Annotated in this window: 17 protein-coding genes; 6 read left to right on the top strand and 11 right to left on the bottom strand. The window is 64.2% G+C overall.

Features of this window, described 5'->3' with window-relative positions; genetic code table 11:
* Positions 1–23 precede the first annotated feature (23 nt).
* Positions 24–1,106 (bottom strand): ABC transporter ATP-binding protein, encoded by a 1,083-nt coding sequence (locus tag C7G41_RS29450; RefSeq protein ID WP_199198675.1) that lies wholly within the window; start codon positions 1,104–1,106, stop codon positions 24–26.
* A gap of 211 nt (positions 1,107–1,317) precedes the next feature.
* Here C7G41_RS29450 and C7G41_RS29445 point away from each other — a divergent pair, with 211 nt between their 5' ends.
* Entirely contained in the window at positions 1,318–2,256 is a 939-nt protein-coding gene (locus tag C7G41_RS29445) for a LysR family transcriptional regulator (RefSeq protein ID WP_106945810.1), read from the top strand.
* Positions 2,257–2,315: 59 nt separating this feature from the next.
* Here C7G41_RS29445 and C7G41_RS29440 read toward each other — a convergent pair whose 3' ends face one another.
* The 7 genes from C7G41_RS29440 to C7G41_RS29410 all read right to left on the bottom strand — a co-directional run bounded on the left by C7G41_RS29440 (position 2,316) and on the right by C7G41_RS29410 (position 9,742).
* Positions 2,316–3,227, bottom strand: a complete 912-nt coding sequence (locus tag C7G41_RS29440) for a lipase family protein (RefSeq protein WP_106945809.1) — start codon at positions 3,225–3,227, stop codon at positions 2,316–2,318.
* 263 nt (positions 3,228–3,490) lie between these two features.
* Positions 3,491–4,681, bottom strand: a complete 1,191-nt coding sequence (uxuA, locus tag C7G41_RS29435) for a mannonate dehydratase (protein WP_106945808.1) — start codon at positions 4,679–4,681, stop codon at positions 3,491–3,493.
* Between the two features lie 15 nt (positions 4,682–4,696).
* Entirely contained in the window at positions 4,697–5,746 is a 1,050-nt protein-coding gene (locus tag C7G41_RS29430; protein WP_106945807.1) for an L-idonate 5-dehydrogenase, read from the bottom strand.
* A complete protein-coding gene (locus C7G41_RS29425) occupies positions 5,743–7,149 on the bottom strand; it encodes a TRAP transporter large permease (RefSeq protein ID WP_106945806.1) in 1,407 nt (468 codons plus the stop codon). The genes C7G41_RS29430 and C7G41_RS29425 overlap by 4 nt, the downstream gene beginning before the upstream one ends.
* A 4-nt stretch (positions 7,150–7,153) precedes the next feature.
* Positions 7,154–7,732: a TRAP transporter small permease gene (locus C7G41_RS29420; RefSeq protein WP_106945805.1), complete on the bottom strand. Its 579-nt coding sequence runs from the start codon at positions 7,730–7,732 to the stop codon at positions 7,154–7,156.
* Between the two features lie 136 nt (positions 7,733–7,868).
* Entirely contained in the window at positions 7,869–8,828 is a 960-nt protein-coding gene (locus C7G41_RS29415) for a sialic acid TRAP transporter substrate-binding protein SiaP (protein WP_199198682.1), read from the bottom strand.
* 107 nt (positions 8,829–8,935) lie between these two features.
* Positions 8,936–9,742 carry a FadR/GntR family transcriptional regulator gene (locus tag C7G41_RS29410; protein WP_106945803.1) on the bottom strand — a complete coding sequence of 269 codons (807 nt, stop codon included), beginning with the start codon at positions 9,740–9,742 and terminating at the stop codon, positions 8,936–8,938.
* Between the two features lie 143 nt (positions 9,743–9,885).
* On the opposite strand from C7G41_RS29410, the gene C7G41_RS29405 reads away from it, so the two are divergent.
* Both C7G41_RS29405 and C7G41_RS29400 read left to right on the top strand, forming a co-directional pair.
* Positions 9,886–11,370, top strand: coding sequence for a mannitol dehydrogenase family protein (locus C7G41_RS29405; protein ID WP_106945802.1), 1,485 nt, complete (start codon positions 9,886–9,888; stop codon positions 11,368–11,370).
* A gap of 100 nt (positions 11,371–11,470) precedes the next feature.
* Positions 11,471–11,878, top strand: coding sequence for a nuclear transport factor 2 family protein (locus C7G41_RS29400; RefSeq protein ID WP_106945801.1), 408 nt, complete (start codon positions 11,471–11,473; stop codon positions 11,876–11,878).
* A 68-nt stretch (positions 11,879–11,946) separates the two neighbouring features.
* Here C7G41_RS29400 and C7G41_RS29395 read toward each other — a convergent pair whose 3' ends face one another.
* On the bottom strand, positions 11,947–12,663 hold the full coding sequence (locus C7G41_RS29395; RefSeq protein ID WP_199198674.1) for an HAD family hydrolase: 717 nt from the start codon (positions 12,661–12,663) through the stop codon (positions 11,947–11,949).
* Positions 12,664–12,809: 146 nt separating this feature from the next.
* Here C7G41_RS29395 and C7G41_RS29390 point away from each other — a divergent pair, with 146 nt between their 5' ends.
* On the top strand, positions 12,810–13,661 hold the full coding sequence (locus tag C7G41_RS29390) for an SDR family oxidoreductase (protein ID WP_106945800.1): 852 nt from the start codon (positions 12,810–12,812) through the stop codon (positions 13,659–13,661).
* A gap of 120 nt (positions 13,662–13,781) precedes the next feature.
* Positions 13,782–15,047, top strand: a complete 1,266-nt coding sequence (locus tag C7G41_RS29385; RefSeq protein ID WP_106945799.1) for a serine hydrolase — start codon at positions 13,782–13,784, stop codon at positions 15,045–15,047.
* Between the two features lie 56 nt (positions 15,048–15,103).
* Here C7G41_RS29385 and C7G41_RS29380 read toward each other — a convergent pair whose 3' ends face one another.
* Both C7G41_RS29380 and C7G41_RS29375 read right to left on the bottom strand, forming a co-directional pair.
* Positions 15,104–15,991 carry a dienelactone hydrolase family protein gene (locus C7G41_RS29380; protein ID WP_106945798.1) on the bottom strand — a complete coding sequence of 296 codons (888 nt, stop codon included), beginning with the start codon at positions 15,989–15,991 and terminating at the stop codon, positions 15,104–15,106.
* A gap of 113 nt (positions 15,992–16,104) precedes the next feature.
* Positions 16,105–17,394, bottom strand: coding sequence for an MFS transporter (locus C7G41_RS29375; RefSeq protein WP_106945873.1), 1,290 nt, complete (start codon positions 17,392–17,394; stop codon positions 16,105–16,107).
* A 425-nt stretch (positions 17,395–17,819) separates the two neighbouring features.
* Here C7G41_RS29375 and C7G41_RS29370 point away from each other — a divergent pair, with 425 nt between their 5' ends.
* Positions 17,820–18,398 (top strand): MarR family winged helix-turn-helix transcriptional regulator, encoded by a 579-nt coding sequence (locus tag C7G41_RS29370; RefSeq protein WP_106945797.1) that lies wholly within the window; start codon positions 17,820–17,822, stop codon positions 18,396–18,398.

Below are 18,398 nucleotides of genomic sequence, written 5' to 3'. Positions count from 1 at the left end.
TCTCGGTTGGACTAGGCTTGGGTTCAGTCCCTCACCCTGGGCACGACGATGGTGTCCTCGGGGTGAAGGGTCACGGTGAGGCTGCCGCCGAGCGGCGGGATGCGGCCGTAGGCCTGGTGATAGCTCGCCTGGCGCAGGCTGAGCACGATGCCATCGGCGAGCGCCAGGAAGATGCGCAGGCTCTCGCCCTGATAGACGATGTCGGTGACCGTGCCGGTGAGCCGATTGCAGGCGATGTCCTGCGCGCCGTCGTCAATCAGCAGCTTTTCGCTGTGCACGGCGAGCATCAGCGCGTCTCCGTCGGGAATGGCGCGGGCGCTGCGCAGAAGGACATTGCCGAGCGCGACGCCGGAGGCATCGACGCGACGCACGGGAAGCATCGTGGCCTCGCCAATGAAACTCGCGACGAAGGAATCCGCGGGATGATCGTGCAGGCGCTCGGGCGCGTCGATCTGGATCAGCCTGCCGTCCTTCATCACGGCGACGCGGTCGCTCATGGTCAGCGCTTCGCGCTGATCGTGGGTGACGTAGATGATGGTGGCGCCGATGCGCTTGTGCAGCGTGCGCAGCTCGATCTGCATGGATTCGCGCAGCTGCTTGTCGAGCGCGGACAGCGGCTCGTCCATCAGGATCAGCCGCGGCTCGAAGATCATGGCGCGTGCGAGCGCCACGCGCTGGCGCTGGCCGCCGGAGAGTTGCGCGATACCGCGCTCTTCGTAGCCGGCAAGGCCGACCATCGAAAGCGCCGCGCGCACCTTGTCCGGCCAGGCCGCCTTCGGCAGCCGTCGCGCGCGCAAGGGAAAGGCGACATTCTCGCCGACGCTCATATGCGGGAACAGCGCGTAGTTCTGGAACACGACGCCGATGTCGCGCTTGTGCGGCGGCATCCAGGTGACGTCGCGGCCGCCGAACAGGATCGTTCCGCTCGATGGCAGGATGAAGCCGCCGAGGATGCCGAGCAACGTGGTCTTGCCGGAACCGGAGGGGCCCAGCAGCGAGACGAACTCACCGGCCGCGACATTGAGGGACACGTCGTCGAGGGCGCGAACGGCGCCATAGGCCTTGCTCGCGGATTTGATCTCGACGCTTTCCGCTCGTTTGTCCAACGATCGACCTCGCCATGTCCTGAGCCGGCGTGCCTCACTGCGCGCCATAAGCCTGCTTTATAGACAGGAAATTTGAACACTTACGATCGAAGCGTGCACCGCACCAACATCTTCACTCGCAAGCCCTGCCTTTAGGCTGTGACGCCAATGACACCAGACTTGGCAAAACTCGGCAATTGCCAAATTCTCACCCGGCTCATAACATGGCGTTATGCCCGAGCTGCGCCGGATGCTCCCCTCAAGTAACGCCCTGTTCGTCTTCGACGCAGCGGCGCGCAATGGCAGCTTCACGGCGGCGGCCGCCGAACTGAACGTCACCCAGCCTGCGGTGAGCCGGATGCTCGGTCAGTTCGAGGACCATCTCGGCGTCCGCCTGTTCGATCGCAAGGCAGGACGCGCGGTGCTCACCGAGGAAGGCGAACTGTTGTATCGCCGCGTGCTCGAAGGCTTTCGCAGCATCGAGAGCGGGCTGGTCGAGATCGAGCGGCGCCGCAAGGGCACCGAGACTGTGACGCTGTCGGTCTCCTCCGCCTTCACCACGCATTGGCTGATGCCGCGCATCGACAAGCTGCAGAAGCAATTTCCTCAGGTCGATTTGCGCTTTCAGCTGATCTCCGGCGCGCTGCGCGGACCGGTGGAAAATGTCGATCTCGGCATGCGCTTCCGCGATCGCGAGGAGCCGTCATCCGGCGGCACGCTGGTGATGAAGGAAGTCATGCTGCCGATGTGCAGCCCTGCCTATCTCGGCGAAACCGATCCCGCCGAAGGCAACACCATCATTCGGCTCGCCGAGACGCCGGGCGACTGGGCCGCGGATTACGCATCGCTTCTCACGGGGCGCCGCGGTGCGGCCAAAGCGCTGAGCTTCACGGACTATGCCGTCGTGATGCAGGCCGCCCTGCTCGGCCAGGGCATCGCGCTCGGTTGGCTGACGGTCGCCTCGCACTGGATGCTGACCGGTGCGCTGGTGCCGGCCTCCGACACGCTCACCACCACACGGCGCATCTGCGAATTCCTGCCACCGCGCAACCGGCCGATGCGCCCCATCGCCGCCGAGATTCGCGACTGGATCACCGCGCAGATGAAAAGCGAGATCGCCGCGATCGACCGGCTCTATCCGAAGCTCGGCGCGATGGCGGCTTGCTACTAGAGCGATTTCGAGCGACCTGGATACCGGTTCGCGTGAAGAAAACGCGTCAAAACCGGGGTCTAGGCGGGTGTCAGCGCGGCACAGTAACGATCGGGCAGGTGATCGCCGATCCCCGCCGGCAGCAGCACCGTGAGCCTGCCGACGACATCCGACCGCGTATTCTCGGATACGCCGCTGAGGAGATTGCGGACCTGCTCACCAATTCCAGCATTCGCCATCGGCTCATCCGAACCAACATTCGTCGTGAGCTGGCTGGCGCTGAATTTGGCGCCGCGTGCACAGGCGAGATAACGGCCGACGTGATGAAAGCCGAGCCCGGGCGGAGGCACGGTAGGGACGATGTCGGTGCCGTGCACGAGACGATAGGTCGTCCTGCCGAACGTGCCGTTGTAGAGGGCGACGAAATCGTCGCGGGCCACGCGCGGACAACCGTAAAGATAGATCTGCGCATCCGCGAGCTGGAGCTGCTCCCGCGCGAAGTCCGCCGTTGCCACCGCGATCGCGGCGCCGAGGCTGTGCCCAGTGATGAATATCGGTGATTTTCGCGCCAGCGCTGCCGCCAGTGCGCTCTTCACGTCGTCCCACACGGCCGCCGCCGCATCGACGAACCCCTGGTGCACGGGCGCCTTCGGTCGGCCAAGCGTGAAATCGCTGACCCAGTTCAGGAGATGAAGCGGGTCGGTGCCGGCGAAGGCGACAATGGTTGCGTTGCCCTTGCTCGCGATGATCCCGCGCGTGTCGGTCAGCGGCAGCGTCGAATGCGCCGGCTGGCTCAGCAGCTTGACGCCGGACAGATCCCAGAACGGAGAGACCCTGTTGATCGTGTCCGGCACATGGGTCTCGTACGCGAGTTGCGACATCCACATCATCGCGCGAGCGATGTCGAGATCGAAGCCGGTTGATGTCTCGTTGAATTTTGCAAATGCCCGCCGGTCATATTGATCGGGAGGAAGTTCGACCAGAATGCTCACATCAAGCTCCTAAATGGCTTATTGCTGCAATGCGTCGATCGAAAACGGAATGGCGCTACCTTCGCATACGGCTGGAACCTTGACAATCTGTGCGCGTGCCCGGGACGTATTCTGCCTTCCCGCTTAAGAGGACAAGGTTGAGACGAGGCACCTCTCCCTCCGCGTCATTGCGAGCGTAGCGAAGCAATCCAGAGTCTTTCCGCGGAGGGATTCTGGATTGCTTCGCTGCGCTCGCAATGACGGTGTGGGTAGAGTTTTGGCCTCTATCGATGCTCGATCGCGCGGATTGCGCCGCGGAGCTCGGCGAGACCGCGGAGGCGACCGATCGCGGTGTAGCCCGGATTGGTGCGCTTGGTCGCCGCGAGATCATCGAGCATGCGATGGCCGTGATCGGGCCGGAACACGATTCTTGCGTCGGGCGAACGCCGCGCGTTCTCCTTCAGCAGCACCTTCAGCACCGCGACCATGTCGACGTCACCGTCGAGATGATCGGACTCGTAGAACGACAGGCCATCCGCCTCGCGTTTGGTCGCGCGCAGATGCGCAAAGGCGATGCGCGGACCGAAACGCTCGGCCATCGCGGGGAGATCGTTCTCGGCGCGCACGCCGAGCGACCCCGTGCACAGGCAGATACCATTCGCCTTTGACGGCACCGCATCGAACAACGCCTGATAGTCATCGGCGCTGGACGCGACGCGCGGCAGGCCGAACAGCGGGCGCGGCGGGTCGTCCGGATGCAGTGTCAATGAGACCCCAAGCTGCTCGGCGACGGGTGTGACGCGCCCCAGAAACTCGGCGAGATGCTGCCGCAGGATTTTCGGCGTGATGTCGCGATACGTTTCGAGCCGATCGCGGAATTGCGGGATCGTCATCGGCTCGGTGGTCGAGCCCGGCAGCGCGCTGGCGATGACCATGACGAGATAGTCGATATCGGCCTGGCTCATCCGGTCGAACAGCTTTTTCGCACGCGCCTGCTGCTCCGGCGAATACTCGGCGGCGGCGGCCGGCCGCTTCAGGATATGCAGCTCGAAGGCTGCGAAACGGTCCTGGTCGAAGCGCATGGCACGGGCGCCGTTCGGCAGCTCCCATTCGAGATCGGTGCGGCACCAATCCACGACGGGCATGAAGTTGTAGCAGATGATCTTGATGCCGGCGGCGGCGACCGCCTCCAGGCTGGCGATCCATGTCTCGATCGAGCGCGTTGCCTTGGCCCCGAGACGCTTGACGTCGTCGGGGATCGGAATCGATTCCACCACCGACCAGGTCAGCTGCGAACGGCCGGGTTGGCCGTTCTCGATAAAGTTCTTGCGCTCCTCGACCGCCTTGCGCGTCCAGGCTTCCCCGATCGGCACCTGATGCAGCGCCGAGACGATATCGCTCGCCCCGGCCTGCCTGACATCGTCGAGCGAGACCGGATCATCGGGCCCGTACCAGCGCCATCCCTCGAGCATCATCAAAATTCTCCCGGATCAGTTCGCGGTCAGCACGACCTTGACGCTCTGCGAGCGGTCGAGCGCCAGCCGCAGGGCGTCCGGCGCGGTGGACAGCGGCCGCTCGGCGGTGACCAGCGACAGCACGTCGACGCTGCCGTCCGCAATCAGCTCCACCGCCGTCATGAATTCGAGCCCGAAGCGGAACGAGCCGCGCAGGTCGATCTCCTTGGCCATCACCGCATTGGCCGGCACTGGAATCTGGCCACCCGGCAAATTGCCGATCTGCACCACAACACCGCCGCGCCTGATGATACCGATCGCACTGGCAAGGCCCGCAGCCGTGCCCGAGACTTCGAACGCGACATCGTAGGGGCGCGACGCGGCCTGCGCCTTCAGGCCTTCCTCGCCGGCTGCGACATTCTCGACGTGAGAGGCGCCGAGCCGGGTCGCAAAGGCCAGCGGAGCCGGCGCGATGTCGGCCACCGTGATGTCGGTCATGCCGGCGCGGCGCGCGGCGAGCATGGTCAGAAGCCCGATCGGACCGGCACCGAAAATGATGCCGCGCTTGCCTTCGATGTTGCCGGCACGCGCCACCGCATGCAGGCAGACCGCGAGCGGCTCGGCCAGCGCCGCGGCCTGATAGGAGACGTGATCGGGGATCTTCACGCACTGCGCCGGGATCGCATCGAAGTAATTGGCGAAGCCGCCCTGCATGTGCGGCGTCTTCGAGGCGGAGCCCATGAAGTAGATATTTTCGCAGAGGTTTTGCCGGCCTTCGCGGCAAGCGACGCAATGGCCGCACCAGCGCGACGGGTTGACGGCGACACGATCGCCGAGCTTCAGGTTCGCCGCGGAGCCCGCGATCTCCACCACCTCGCCGGAGATCTCGTGGCCGAGCACCAGCGGCGATTTCACCACGAAATCGCCGGTCCGGGCATGACGGAAATAATGCATGTCCGAGCCGCAGATGCCGCCGGCGCCGAAGCGGAGGCGCACCATGCCTTCGGCGAGCTTGTCGAGCGGATGCTCGATCATGCGCAGATCTTCGGGACCGAACAGGGTTGCGGCGAGAGCTGTGGATGTCATTTGGAAAGTCCCATGTATTTCGGCAGCCAGAGGGTCAATTCGGGGATGTAGGTAATTGCGATCAGCGCAATCATCAGCGGCACCAGCCACGGCAGGATCGCAATCGTCGTGCGCTCGACCGAGAGTTTTGCGACGCGCGCGAGCACGAACAAGACCATGCCGAGCGGCGGATGCAACAGGCCGATCATCAGGTTCAGCGTCATGATCAGACCGAAATGGATCGGGTCGATGCCGAGCTTGAGCACGATCGGCAACAGGATCGGCACCAGAATGGTGATCGCCGCCGTGGTGTCGATGAAGCAGCCGACGAACAGGATCAGGACGTTGGCAAGCGCGAGGAACACCCATTTGTTGTGGGTGATGCTGAGCATCCAGTCCGACAGCATCTGAGCTGCCTGCGACACCGTCAGCAGCCAGGCGAAGATCGACGCTGCGGTGACGATGAAAAGAACCGACGCCGTGGTCTCGATGGTGTCGAACGTCGCTTTCGCGACCGTTTTCATCGTCATGGTGCGGTAGCGTACCAGGCCGAGGAATAGCGACCAGATCACGGCGGCGACCGCGGCTTCCGTCGGGGTGAACCAGCCGAGCGTCATGCCGCCGATCAGGATCACCGGCGCCATCAGCGCCATCACCGCGGAGAAGTCGAAGTACCAGTCGATCGCGAGCAGCGCGAACAGGCCGAGACCAACCGCCCAATTGGTGGAGAGACCGGCGACCGTCAGAAGCCAGACGGCCATCGGGAAGCTCAATACGACGATGATCTCGAGCCCGGCCGATCCCAATTGCGGCCAGGAGAACGGCGTATCGCTGCCCCATTTGTTCTTGTGCGCGAAGTAGGTGACGGTGGCCATCATGAGCAGCGTCAGCACGACGCCTGGAATGACGCCCCCAAGAAACAGCGCGCCGATCGAGACGTTCGCCATCATGCCATAGATCACGAAAGGCAGCGACGGCGGGATGATGGGCCCGAGCGTGGCGGAGGCCGCGGTGACGCCGACGGAGAATTCCGTGGAGTAGCCGTGGTCCTTCATCGCCTTGATCTCGATGGTACCGAGACCCGCGGCATCCGCGATCGCGGTGCCGGACATGCCGGAGAAGATCACCGAGCCGATGATATTGACGTGGCCGAGGCCGCCGCGCATCCAGCCGACCAGCGCGACGGCGAACTTGTAGATGCGCCCGGTGACGCCCGCGATGTTCATGAGATTGCCGGCCAGAATGAAGAACGGCACGGCGAGCAGCGGAAAGCTCTCGACGCCCGCGATCATGCGCTGCGCCAGCGTGACGTCGGGCGTCACGCCGCTGACCAGGATGTAGAGCAGCGACGACGCGGCCATGGCGATCGCCACGGGAACGCCGAGCAGCATCAGGATGAGAAAGCCTCCAAGCAACAGCAGCATGACCTTACCCTTCAAAACCGTCGTAGGCGCCGGGACGTTCGAGGATCGAATAGCCCTGTCGCAAATGTTGTATTGCCACCTGCACCGAGCGCACGAACATCAGCACGAAGCCGGCCAGCACGGCGTAGTAGACGTAGTCCTTGGGCAGATTGATTGTGGTCATGGACTCGTCGCCGATGATCTGGATGTAGACCCAGACCAGCTTGATGGCGTAGCCGAAGAATGCGATCCGGATCAGGTCGATCACCGTCGACAGCGCGCGCGCCACGAGGTGCGGCAGATAGCGGTAGATGAGATCGACCTGGATGTGCCGCGACAGCCGCACGCACATCGAGGAGCCGATGAAGACCACGCCGATCAGGCAGTAGGTCGCGATCTCCTCGGTCCAGGCATAACTGTCGTTGAGCACGTAGCGGGTGAAGAACTGGAGGAAGACGGCGAGCGCCATCACCCAAAAGATCGCCAGCGCGACCCAGTCCTCGAAAGCGTAGATGCCGAGATCGACCTTGGGTGTCGCCTCCTCCTCGAAGGTGTGGGCGATCTCGTCCGCGGTGATCTGCCGGTGCGTTTCGGCGGTGGACATGGGGTTACTCCTCAAACTGGTCACGTCGTTCCGGGATGGTGCGTTAGCACCAGACCCGGAACCTCGAGATTCTCAGGTGCGCAATTGCGCACCGTAGCTCGGTCCTACGGACCGCCCCGGGATGACGACTACGTCGTCACTTCACCGCCTGGATCCGTTCCCAGTCGGCCTTGCGATAGCCGAAGGTCTCGAACGCGACGTTCTTCAGCACGGTGTCGCGGAACTCGTTCTTGTCGACCTCGGTCACGGTCAGGCCCTTCTCCTTGAAGAAAGCGACCAGCTTGGCCTCGTTCTGCTTGATCTCCGCGGTCGCCTTGGCGGCGGCCTCCTGCGCGACGTCGGTGAAGATCTTCTTGTCCTCGTCGCTGAGCTTCTTCCAGAGCGCACCGGCCACCACCGTGTTGAGGTGGTCGACGATGTGGCCGGTCAGCACGATGTGCTTCTGCACCTCGTAGAACTTCTTGGCCTCGATTGTGGTGAGCGGATTCTCCTGGGCCTCGACGGTCCCGTTCTGGAGCGCGAGATAGACTTCGGCGAACGCGATCGGCGCGGTGTTGGCGCCGCAGGCGCGCGGCATCGCCAGATAAGCGGGAACGTCGGGCACGCGCATCTTCAGGCCCTTGAGGTCGGCACAGGTCTTGATCGGCTTGTTCGACGAAGTCTGGCGCACCCCGTAATAGGTCACCGCGACGATGTGATGGCCGCTCTTGTCCTCGTAACCCTTGGTGAGCTCCTTGAAGATGTCGCTCTTGGTGTAGGCGAGCAGATGATCGGCATCGCGGAAGGTGTAGGGATAATAGGTCACGCCGATCGGCGGGAAGCTCTTGGCCGCGAAGCTCGAGCCGGAGATGATGATGTCGACCGAACCGAGGGAAAGGCCCTGGTTGATGTCGGCCTCCTTGCCGAGCTGCGACGCCGGATAGACGTCGATCGCATAGCGCCCGTTGGTGCGCTTGCCGATTTCCTGCGCGGCCCAGACCGAAGCAGTGTGGAACGGCTCGGAGGTCTCGTAGACGTGGGCCCATTTGAGCTTGGTCTGCGCCATGCCGGAACCGGTCGCCGCACACATTGCCGCGGCCGAGACCGCCAGCACCATTGTCATCTTTTTCAACACTGACTTTTCCTCCATTTTTCAAGTCTGCTTCTTTTAAATCTGCGTCTTGTCCGCCCGCCCCCGACGCGGGTGCGGGCCGCACGATCTCATCACCGTCGAGCGCTGCTGCTCGCAGCTCCCTTCTTCTTCGGCGCGCGTTCCGGCTTTAAAGGCTTTGCCGTCGATCGCGTCGCGCGCCCGGAAGACGGGCCTGCCGCCTTCTCGGCGCCGAAGTTCTGCGCAAAGCGCTCCTGGGATCTCGCGAGATGATCGCGCATCGCATCGCGCGCGGCCCCGGCATCGTGCGCCGCGATCGCGTCGCGCACCGCGCGATGCTCGTCGAGCGCAGTGCGCCAGGTGCCCGGGCTCTCGAAATAATGCGCAAGCTGCGCGAAATAGGGATTGAGGCGCTGGTCGAACAACTCGCCGACCACGCGCACCAGAACGGCATTGCCCAGGCTTCCAGCGATCGCGACGTGGAAGGCGCGGTCGTGGACCATTGAGGCTTCACCGGGGTGTTCTACATTCTCCATCGCGACAAGGGACGCATCGATGTGGGCAACGTCGTCCTTCGTCGCCACGCGCGCGGCTTCTTCGGCGATGGCACTTTCCAGGAACTCGCGGGCGCGCAGCAGCTCGAACGGGCCTTCGATGACCGAAGCTGGCGCGGTCGTCGCAACCGCCGCGGGCTCGATCACATAGATGCCGGAACCGACGCGGATGCGGAGGCGGCCCTCGACTTCGAGCGCGATCAGGGCTTCGCGCACCGTCGGCCTGGAAATCTTGAGCTGCTCGGCGAGCTCGCGTTCGGTCGGCAAGCGGCTGCCGACCGCGTACTCGCCGCTGTCGATCAGGTTTCGCAATTGATCGGCGACCTGGCGATAAAGCCGTCTCGCCTCCACAGCTTCCAGCGGCACGCTGGTCCTCCCGAAAGGGTCATGCCGGCAGCTCTTGCCGCCAGCGGCCCGCCAATTTTGGAAAATTGGTCTTACCAATTGACCGCAGCATTGACCGAGGACAGGTGCCATGTCAAGCAGCGGCAAAGCAAAGGGAGACGTCCATGCGCCCTGGTTCGACGCGCCTTGGCCGCGCCAATCTCGACCGGCTGCCACCCGGCATCCGCCGCCCCGCCTACGACCGTTCGCGCGTCACCTCCGGCATCGTGCATCTCGGCCTTGGCGCGTTTCATCGCGCCCACCAGGCCGTCGTCATCGACGATTGCCTTGCCGCCGGCGCCACATCCTGGGGCATCATCGGCGCCAGCCTGCGCAGCCCGGACACGCGCGACGCCCTCGCCCCGCAGGATCATCTCTATACGGTTGCCATTCGTGCGGCCGAAGGCACCGAGCACCGCATCCTCGGCGCGCTGCTCGACAGCGTGGTCGCGCGTGAGAACCCGGCACGATTGGTCGAGCGGATGGCCGATCCTGCCATTCGCATCGTCTCCCTCACCGTCACCGAGAAGGGCTATTGCCATACGCCGCAGACCGGCGATCTCGACGAGCGCCATCCTGACGTCGTGCACGATCTCAACAATTTCGACGCGCCGCGCTCGGCACCCGGTTTCATCGTGGCTGCGCTGGCGAGGCGGCGGGCGCAGGGTCTTGCCCCCTTCACCGTGCTGAGCTGCGACAACCTCGCCGCCAACGGCCACACCGTGCAGCGGATCGTGACGCAATTCGCCGCGCTGCGGTCGAAGGATCTCGGCAAGTGGATCGCGGATACGGTGGCCTTCCCCTCGACCATGGTCGACCGCATCGTGCCGGAGACGACGGATGGAGACCGCGCTGCGGTTTCATCGGCGCTCGGTTTGCGCGACGCATGGCCCGTCATGACCGAGCCGTTCACGCAATGCGTGGTCGAGGATCGCTTTACGGCGGGCCGGCCCGACCTTGCCGCCGCCGGCGTCGAACTGGTGAACGACGTCAAGCCGTTCGAGCTGATGAAGCTGCGGCTGCTCAACGCCAGCCATTCGGCGCTGGCCTATCTCGGCTATCTCGCCGGCTACGAGACCATCGCCGACACCATGCGGGATCCGCATTTCGCGCGCCTCGCCGCGCAGGTGATGGAAGAGGCCGCGGTGACGCTGACGATGCCTGCCGGCGCAGATCTGGCTGCCTATCGCGCCTCGCTGCTCAAGCGCTTCGCGAATCCGGCACTGCATCACCGCACTTGGCAGATCGCGATGGACGGTTCGCAAAAGCTGCCGCAGCGCCTGCTTGGCGCGACCCAGGATCGTCTCGCCAGGAACCTGCCGATCGCGACGCATGCGCTCGCGGTGGCCGGCTGGATGCGCTACGTCACCGGCCTCGACGAGAAGGGCCGCACCATCGACGTGCGCGATCCGCTCGCCGCCGAGTTCGCTGCGCTGGCGCGCGAGGCGGGTCCCGTCGCCGAACGATTGGCGCCCGCGCTGCTCGGCGTCGGAAAAGTGTTCGGGCCGCTGGGCGCCGAGCCGCGCCTGTGCGAGGCCGTGACCGCGGCGCTCGGCCGGCTCTACAAGGATGGCGCGCGGCGTGCGGTGGAGACGCTGGTCTCGGCTTGACCACAAAACGGGCAGCAATGCTGCATTGCGGTCCAGGTCGAACGGAAAGTCGACGGAAGTCGCGCTTGATTTTTTCGTGTCATTGCCCCACCCGAGAGGCATGGCAAAGGACAGCAAGGTGATCGCCGCGAACGCAGCGTTCTACGCCGCCTTTTCGACCGGCGATTTCGACGGAATGGAGCGGATGTGGGCGGACGATGACGCCATTTCCTGCATCCATCCCGGCTGGCCGGCCATCATCGGCCGGGCCACGGTGATCGGAAGCTGGCGCGACATCCTGCAGAGTCCGGAACGGCCGCAGATCGTCTGCGCGGAACCGCAGGCCATCGTCGATGGCGACAGCGCCCGCGTGCTCTGCATCGAGATCGTCGACGGCACGGCATTGGCCGCTGCCAACCATTTTCGGCGCGTCGGCGACGACTGGCGCCTGGTGCACCACCAGTCGAGCCCGATCGCGCAGATTGTCGAGCAAGCTGAGGATGATAGAGCGAGCCACCGCGTCCATTGAGGCCGGCCGGCCCGCAGCCACATTCTACTGTGCATGGGGTTGTTTTTCAGTTTTTTTGTTTTGCCGCCTCATCCGAGCCCCGACAGATCATCCAGCACGACCCGCGCCCGGCTAAAATCATCATCCCGGAAAAATATGCTTCTGGTGATGAGCACGGGAATGTTCGCCCGTGAGGCTGCGATCAGGCCGTTGGCGGAATCCTCGATCGCGACGCAGTCGGACGCGTTGAGCTTCAGCCGCGCCAGGATCTCGAAATAGACATCCGGCGCAGGCTTTTTATGCCGCACGTCATCCCCGGCGGCGATCGCATCAAAATCCGCGGCCCAGCGCTTTCCCAGAGCCCGCGACAGCAGCGCATCGATATTGCCGTGCGACGTGGTCGTCGCGATCGCGAGCCGCTGGCCGCGCGCCTTGGCGGCGACGAGGAGATCCGCCACCCCGGGCCGTAAGGGACAGCAGCCGGTCTCGACCAGTTCGGCATAATGCGCAGTCTTGATGCGGTGCAGTTCCGCGATGTCCACATCCGACAGTGGCGGAGCGACCCGCAGCCTTTCATGGTGGGCGCGGATCCGTTCCTTGCCACCTGTGACCCGAAGTAGCTCCTTGTAGACGGCCCGGTCCCACTGCCAGTCGAGACCGTGGCGGGTGAAGGCATGGTTGAAGGCCTGCCTATGCAGCTCCTCGGTCTCGGCCAAGGTGCCGTCGACATCGAAAATCAGCGCGGCGGCGCGGCGGACCAGCTGAGCCGCGTCAGACAGCATGATGGCGGGCGCTTCTGCCTGCATGATTGATGCGTCCCTCCCGACGAGCGACCATCGCCTGCACAGGCGGGCGAGACAAATCGCAATATCTTTTGCCGGACCCAAAAATTGCTTATGAGCGGAGGACGCGCCGCGGCGCGAACGGGAACTCCGACCTGCAAGGAAGACGTATGCGGCTCTTTATCCTTGGCCTCGGCTACAGTGCCCGGCATTTCGTCCGCCTATTCGGTGGCGGCTTCTCGCATATCGCCGGCACGGTGCGCGATCCCGCGCAGCGGGGCGATCTCGCCGGCGTCGAGGTACACGCCTTCTTCGGAAACAGTCCTGCACGCGAGACGGTCGAACGCATCAGAGACGCGGATGTCCTTCTCGTCTCGATCCCGCCCGGCAGCGCCGGCGATCCCGTCATCACGGCCTTCTCTGGCCTGCTGGCGGCGGGCGGGGGCCGCAAGACCGTCTATTTGTCCACGATCGGCGTGTATGGTGATCACGCCGGCGGCTGGGTCGACGAGAGCACGCTGCCGCAGGCCGGCCTCGACCGCACACGCTTGCGGGTCGCGGCGGAACAGGCCTGGACCGACACGACCGGCGGCAACGCCGCGATCCTGCGGCTTGCAGGTATCTACGGCCCCGGCCGTAACGCGCTGGTGACGCTGCGCGCTGGAACGGCCCGGCGCATCATCAAGCCGGGACAGGTGTTCAACCGCATCCACGTCGACGACATTGCGAGCGCGATCATGGCCGCGGTGAATCGCCGGAGCGGCGGCATCTGGAATGTCTGCGACGACGAACCGGCACCGCCGCAGGATGTGATTGCTTACGCGGCGAAGCTGATGAATGTGGCACCGCCGCCCGAAGAGGCGTTCGAGACCGCGGAGATGTCGGCGATGGCCCGCAGCTTCTATGCCAGCAGCGCCCGTGTTTCCAACGCGAAACTGAAGCGCGAGCTCGGCGTCACGCTTGCTTATCCTACCTACCGTCACGCCCTGGATGCGTTGTGGCAAGCTGGAGAAGGGCGATAGGGTTCCGGCATTCCCGGCGTTGCAGACATGCCCTGCCCGCGCTTGACTTCCCGCCGGTGCGGTCGTGATCTAACCACCGAGCGGGCCACTGCATAACGAGCTCGCGCTTGGGAGGATTCAATGAAGAAGATCGCCACGATCGCGGCGGCGGCTGCCGTCATCACGTTCGGCGTAGCGCGCGCCGCGCCGCTGCCCGAAACCAATCCCGACGATGTGGGCTTCTCCAGACAAGGCCTTGTCCGGCTCGACGATTTCTTCGCCCGCGAGATCGCCGCCAAGCGCGTGCCCGGCGCCGTCGTGGCGGTGGCGCGGGACGGCAAGCTCGTGCACTACAAGGCCTATGGCATGCTCGATCCGGACAAGGGCACGCCGATGCCTGTTGACGCGATCTTCGCATTGGCCTCGATGACCAAGCCGATGGCCGCGGTCGCGGGCCTGACGTTGATGGAACAGGGCAAGCTGCCGCTCCAGGCCAAACTGTCCGACTATTATCCCGGCTTTGCCGACATGAAAGTGGGCGTTCAGCAGGGCGACGGTTCATTGAAACTCGAACCGCAGGCATCGCCGATCTTCATTCACGATCTGTATCGACACACGTCCGGCCTGATGTATGGCGGTCGCCCGGACAGCGCGAGCCCGGTGGCACGGCAATATCCGGAAGGCACCGCGCCGGCGATCGAAGGCGACACCCAGGCCTTCATCGATCGCATCACCAAACTGCCGCTGGCGCATCAGCCCTCGACGGAGTTCGAATACGGCTTCTCGATCGACGTGCTCGGCGCCGTCGTCGAGAAGGTGAGCGAGCAGAAGCTAGGCGACTATCTCGCTGCCAATGTCTGGCAGCCGCTCGGCATGAATGACGCGACCTTCCATCCGACCGACGCACAGCGCCCTCGCCTCGCCCGCCCGTTCGCCAATGATCCGCTGACCGGCAAGCCGCAAGCCATCAAGCTGTTGGACACGCCGACAAAATCCGACTGCGGCGGCGCCTGCTCGTTTGCGACCGTCGGCGACTATATCCGCTTCGGGCAGATGCTGCTCAACGGCGGCGAGCTCGATGGCCAGCGCATCCTCGGTCCCAAGACCGTGCATCACATGACGACCAATCATCTCGGCCCGGAGATCAAGAACAACGTGGCGAACATCGAGCCGCATCGCGCCGGCTTCGGCTTTGGCCTCTCGGTCGCGGTCCGCACCAGCGAGGGATTGTCGTCGGTCCCCGGCAATCCCGGCGAGTTCACCTGGAACGGCGCCTACGGGACGCAGTTCTTCTGCGACCCCAAGGAGCGTCTCGTGGTGGTGGTGGGAACGGCCGCGCCGGGCGACCTGCGCAAATATTATCGCGAGCAGGTGCAGGACATCGTCTATGGCGCGATGGTGAAGTGAGATCGACGCCGTGGAATAAAAAGGGCGGCCGCTCGGGCCGCCCTTCTAAATCAGCGTCAGCTCAACACGCCATACATCTTGAACCAGGCTTGGGCTTGCTTCCAGGCATCTTCTGCGGCGTCCTTGCGATAGCTGCCGCGGTAGTCGGCATGGAAGCCGTGCGGCGCTTCCGGATAAATCTTGAATTCGGCCGTCTTCTTGTTCTGCTCGAGCGCGGCTTTCATCTGCTCGACCTGAGTGACGGGAATACCAGTATCGGCGCCGCCATAGAGGCCGAGCACCGGCGCCTTCATCTCGGGCGCGAGCTGCATCGGGCTCTTCGGCCACAGCGGATTGGCGGGATCGACCACTGTGCCGTAGAACGCAACACCAGCCTTGAGGCTGCCGCTATGAGCGGCATATTCCCAGACGGTGCGTCCGCCGCGGCAGAAGCCGATGATGCCGAGCTTCGCGGTGTCTCCGCCCTGCGATCCCGCCCAAGCCACCGTCGCATCCAGATCGGACAGCAGTTCGCCGTCCGGCTTGGCATTGACGATCGGCAGCAGGTCCTTGATCTCGGCGACCTTGGTCAAATCGACGCCCTTGCGGAAATAATAGTCGGGCGCGATCGCGAATGCGCCGAGCTTGGCGAGGCGCCGCGTCACGTCCTTGATGTATTCGTGCAGGCCGAAAATCTCCATCGCCACGATGATCACCGGCGCCTTGGTGTTGCCGGCGGGGCGAGCGAAATACGCAGGCATCTCCTCGGAGCCGACCTTGATCTTGACGTCGCCGGTCTGGAGGCCGCCGGTATCAGTGGTGATCGCCTCGGCGCGCACGGGCCCTGCCGCAAGCGTGTAGCCGGCCGCAACCGCCGCGGTGGCGCTCATGAATCCGCGGCGCGAGACCGGGGCGACCTTGGTCAGCCCGACGACGTCGGATGTCATGGTGGTTTCGATACTCATCGGTTCGTCCTTCCTGATGCGCGCCCCTGATCCTTCAGGCGACGCATTCGCCAACAATTGCCGGTGAAACGCAAATCACCAGCCTGCGAGCGCGCCGCTTTCAGGCCTTGCTTTCAGGTCTTGTTCTGACGCTGTTTCACCGGCGCGGTTTCGGGCATCAGGCTCATCGCGACAAGTCCGACGATCGCCGCAAGCAGCAGGTACCAGGCCGGCGCCAGCGGATTGCCGGTGACGTGGAGGAGCCAGGTCACCACGAGCTGCGCCGTCCCGCCGAAGCTGGCGATCGCGACCGCATAGACGGTCGCGAACACACCGCCGCGGATGTTCTGGGGCAGCGCCTCGGTGAAGGTCGCGTAGAACGCAGTGAACGGCAGCGAACCGATGACGGACAGGACGCCGAAACCAACCAGGAGCGACAACGCGCCGGGCGCACGGACGATCCACAGGAAGGTCGGGTAGGTCAGCAGCAGCGTTGCGAGCTGCGGCCAGATCATCACCGGCTTGCGACCGAGACGATCTGCCAGCCAGCCCCCGACCAGCGCGCCGAGAAACTGGATGCCGTTGCTGACCAACGACACGGTGAAAGCCAGGGTCGACGACACATGCAGCGTGTTCTGCGCATAGGTCGTCATATACTGGGTGACGTAGGTCGAGATCGTGCCGCTTGCCAGGATCATCAGCGCAAGTCCGATGATGCCAAGGTGCCGTCTCGCCTGCGAAAAATGACTGGTGTGCTCGGCTGTGCGGGCACCGGCTTCGGCCTGCGGGATCGTCTCGGGCAGCGTTCGACGCATCCAGAAGCCGAACGGCAGGCACACCGCCCCGATCAGGAACGCCACCCGCCAGCCATAGGCGTCGAGCATCTCCGGCGCCATCGTCCTGCTCAGGATGACGCCAACGAGCGCGCCCGCGGTCGCGGCGATCTCCTGGCTCGCCGGTTGCCAGGCCACCACCAGCGCGCGATGCTCGGGCGGAGCGATCTCGATCAGATAGGCGGTGGTCGGTCCAACCTCCCCGCCCAAGGCAAAGCCTTGCGCCATACGCGCCGCGATCACGATGACGGGCGCGGCAAGGCCGATCGATTGATAGGACGGCGTGAGCGCGATGGTCAGGATCGATAGCCCCATGAGCGCAAAGCTCAGCAGCATGGCAGGCCGCCGGCCGATCCGATCGGAATAGATCCCGAGCATGATTCCGCCGATCGGCCGCGTCACGAAACCCGCGCCGAAGGTCGCCAGCGACAGCATCAGGCTGCGGTACTCGCTCCCCGTCGGGAAGAAGGTATGGCCGATCTGGATGGCGAAGAAGCTGTAGGTGATGAAGTCGTAGAACTCGAGCATGTTGCCGACGGTGGCGGCCAATGCTGCGCGCCTGACGCTGAACGGCTTCACTTGCTCGATCACGGACGACACTCTGGCATTCCCGGGCTCGATCCTATTTCGATTTAACCGCCTGGCCGCATTGCAACGCAACATCCATTAACCGAAAACGGCGGTTCCTCCGTCTCCCTTTCCGCTGCCACGAGTTGCGGCCGATCCGCCTGCTCGCCCAATTCCGAGCGCATGACGCAACAAATGGGCTTTGCGGTGGTCGCAACGACACATCATGTTGCACGCACATCCCGCGCTATCGGAATTTGCGCGTACACCGCGGTCATTTGACTGAAATTTTCAGAAGAGTTGAGCCGGGCGATTTACTCGAACTTTCTTCGTGACGCTCTAGTTCCACGGCCGGAAGGTTCCACCTCCTTCGGGATCTTCATTATCACCCGCCCGGATTGCGCTACCAAAAGCTCAATTGAATTAAGATTTACCGACCTGGAATTGAAATGAACTTGGCTCGCGAATCGATTGAACTGCTGGAACAGGTCGCCCGGATCCTGTGGTTCGAAGGCGCCAAGCACGGCTTGCGCGACCGCGAGTGGATGGCGCTGCGTTTCCTTTCCCGCGCCAACCGGTTTTCCCGGACGCCGTCGGCCCTCGCGAGTTACGTCGGCACCACGCGCGGCACAGCCTCGTTCATCATCGGCGAGCTGGAGCGGCTCGGCTATCTCGAGCGAAAGCGCTCGGCCCAGGACAAGCGGTCCGTGATGCTGAGCGTGACACAACAGGGTAAGAAGTTCCTGGTGCGCGACCCCGTCAACGTCCTCGTCGAGGCCATCACCGTCCTCGAGGACGAGGCGAAGGTCAGCTTCCGCGACGCGCTCCGCCACGTTCTGGATCAGTCGGACGCAGCCGAACAGCGGCACCATACCGACGTCTGCAAGCGATGCATCTTCCTCCGCGAAGATCGCGGCACCACGGACAGCAGGACGACGGCCGAGTTCAGCTGCCGCCTGTTTCGGGCGCCGATCGCGGAGGCGGAGGTCGATCTGCTATGCACCAGCTTCGAGCATCACCGCAAATAG

Source organism: Bradyrhizobium sp. MOS002 (assembly GCF_003020115.1).
In the GTDB taxonomy this organism is placed as follows: Bacteria; Pseudomonadota; Alphaproteobacteria; order Rhizobiales; family Xanthobacteraceae; genus Bradyrhizobium.
This window is presented reverse-complemented; position numbering and strand designations above follow the sequence as displayed.

Excerpts from the sequence above, each read along its gene's own strand:
- C7G41_RS29445 (WP_106945810.1), top strand. The coding sequence starts at position 1,318 with ATGCCCGAGCTGCGCCGGATGCTCCCCTCAAGTAACGCCCTGTTCGTC.
- uxuA (WP_106945808.1), bottom strand. The coding sequence starts at position 4,681 with ATGATGCTCGAGGGATGGCGCTGGTACGGGCCCGATGATCCGGTCTCG.
- C7G41_RS29430 (WP_106945807.1), bottom strand. The coding sequence starts at position 5,746 with ATGACATCCACAGCTCTCGCCGCAACCCTGTTCGGTCCCGAAGATCTG.
- C7G41_RS29425 (WP_106945806.1), bottom strand. The coding sequence starts at position 7,149 with ATGCTGCTGTTGCTTGGAGGCTTTCTCATCCTGATGCTGCTCGGCGTT.
- C7G41_RS29420 (WP_106945805.1), bottom strand. The coding sequence starts at position 7,732 with ATGTCCACCGCCGAAACGCACCGGCAGATCACCGCGGACGAGATCGCC.
- C7G41_RS29415 (WP_199198682.1), bottom strand. The coding sequence starts at position 8,828 with ATGGTGCTGGCGGTCTCGGCCGCGGCAATGTGTGCGGCGACCGGTTCC.
- C7G41_RS29405 (WP_106945802.1), top strand. The coding sequence starts at position 9,886 with ATGCGCCCTGGTTCGACGCGCCTTGGCCGCGCCAATCTCGACCGGCTG.
- C7G41_RS29400 (WP_106945801.1), top strand. The coding sequence starts at position 11,471 with ATGGCAAAGGACAGCAAGGTGATCGCCGCGAACGCAGCGTTCTACGCC.
- C7G41_RS29395 (WP_199198674.1), bottom strand. The coding sequence starts at position 12,663 with ATGCAGGCAGAAGCGCCCGCCATCATGCTGTCTGACGCGGCTCAGCTG.
- C7G41_RS29390 (WP_106945800.1), top strand. The coding sequence starts at position 12,810 with ATGCGGCTCTTTATCCTTGGCCTCGGCTACAGTGCCCGGCATTTCGTC.
- C7G41_RS29385 (WP_106945799.1), top strand. The coding sequence starts at position 13,782 with ATGAAGAAGATCGCCACGATCGCGGCGGCGGCTGCCGTCATCACGTTC.
- C7G41_RS29380 (WP_106945798.1), bottom strand. The coding sequence starts at position 15,991 with ATGAGTATCGAAACCACCATGACATCCGACGTCGTCGGGCTGACCAAG.
- C7G41_RS29370 (WP_106945797.1), top strand. The coding sequence starts at position 17,820 with ATGAACTTGGCTCGCGAATCGATTGAACTGCTGGAACAGGTCGCCCGG.